1 protein-coding gene is annotated in these 1,832 nt (G+C 39.5%); it reads right to left on the minus strand.

Translation table 11 applies throughout. The annotated features are described in order from the left end of the window. Window positions 1-25: 25 nt before the first annotated feature. The gene (locus tag QOS10_RS09215) at window positions 26-1,687 is read right to left on the minus strand and encodes an IS1182 family transposase (protein WP_056968813.1); all 1,662 of its coding nucleotides are present in this window, start codon (window positions 1,685-1,687) and stop codon (window positions 26-28) included. Window positions 1,688-1,832 lie beyond the last annotated feature (145 nt).

Consider the following 1,832-nt stretch of genomic DNA (forward strand, 5'->3'; position numbering starts at 1 on the left):
GAGGCTGGGAATTAACTATTATTTTCTAGCTTCTAACTAAGAAAATGCGAACTATGATTTTTGATTTAATCAAAAATTGTAGTTCGCATTTTTGGTTATTTACTAAAAAGGGTCTTAATTGGTTGATCATTTTACCCAATTTCGTTAAGTTCAATGCCATTAAGGTTAATCCGACATCATTTTCCACAGCCCGTTGGCCGCGCAAATGAGTTCGGCGTACGCCAAAATCCCTCTTCATGCGACCAAAGACTGGTTCAACGTCGAACTTGCGTCGACGATAGATCATCTTACCTTCATCGCTTGAGAGGGTCTCTTTGACTTTTGCTTTGTAATAATTCCAAGTTGGATTAACCTGGATGTAGCGCTGACGCTTACCTGGCGTTTTAGCTAACTGATCTAACTCTTCTGATGATTGATGTGTGTCGGCACGATAGAGTTTAAGATCGCGCTTAAATCCATACTTATCAGTTCGTTTACTGTAGCGATAAAAACTGAAGCGAACGCCTAAATGATCAATATAGTAGTCATCTTCGGCATTGTACTGCCAATTCTGAGGTTTTGTTGGATCATTTTTGAACTTACGCTTCTGCTCTTTTTGATAGGTGGTGTATGGAATGAGTGGTTGCTTATCGAATTGGTCAAGCAGTGTTGTGTAATTATATTCACTACCGTAACCAGCATCAGCTACCACGTGTGTAAAGAAATCCAAGCCATGGAATTGCTTAAGAAATGGCACTAAAGTCCTAGTATCAGTAGGATTGGAAAATAAAGCATAATCAAGGACAAACTGATTATGCGTGGCAATCTGAAGATTATATCCGGGTTTGAGTTCTCGGTTCATCATCGGATCTTCTTTCATGCACATAAAAGTTGCGTCGTGGTCTGTTTTCGAAAAGCTATTTCGTCCTTGAAAAATATCTTCGACACGTTCATATTTTTTAGCCCGTGGAATTAAGTCTTCTCTCAGTTGACGACGAAGCTTCTTTAGAAAACGTCGCCGACGTTTTCTAACTGAACCACCTTTAATTATTTTCGGCTCCTGTTTAATGGCTTCGTCTAGATTAGTGATTTCTTTTTCCACTTCTTCAGCCATTAATTCCATACCGTCGATAGATTCAATCATTTCTGGTTTCATCTCTTTGATGACTTGCTTTTCTACTAACTCATCATAAATACTAGCCGTCTTTTCTCTCAACTTAGCGTGATACTTTTCTATTGCCCGACGCCAAGTAAACGAGTACTTATTAGCATCCGCTTCAACCTTAGTGCCATCAATAAAGACTGCATCATTTTGAATTAGCCCATGGTCCGTAAGAGCCATAGTAAAGTAAACAAAGGTACGTTTTATTAAGTTCCTGGCGTGCTCACTCCGTCGAAAGTTATTGATGGTATGGTAACTGTATGAATGATCACGGGCTAACCATCGCATTGGTAAGTTTTCTTCTAACAAGGTTTCTATTTTCCGGCCAGAATAAGTTTGACGAGAGTACGCAAACAACAGAATTTTTAACATCAGTGCAGGGTGAGAAAGTGGGCGGCCGGTGACGGCCACGTTCTCTTCTAACAAAACCTCTTGTGGAATGGAATCGACAAAAGTATCAATTAACCGAACCAGATGATTTTTTGGCACATTGTAGTCATAATTTAGTACGAATTCTGTTTGTCCCGTGATATAATTTTGATACATGAAAATCGCTCCTTTATGTTTGTTTTTAGGGGTAATTACATCATATCAGGAACGATTTCCTGTGTACATAAGAAGCCGGACGATGAACCAAGATTTGATTCATCGTCCGGCTTTCATTTTGGACTGAGAGTTTTTTCCCAGCCTC

This window comes from Limosilactobacillus galli (assembly GCF_947381495.1).
GTDB classification, from domain to species: domain Bacteria; phylum Bacillota; class Bacilli; order Lactobacillales; family Lactobacillaceae; genus Limosilactobacillus; species Limosilactobacillus galli.

Coding starts and splice junctions, on each gene's coding strand:
- QOS10_RS09215 (WP_056968813.1), bottom strand. CDS start 1,687: ATGTATCAAAATTATATCACGGGACAAACAGAATTCGTACTAAATTAT.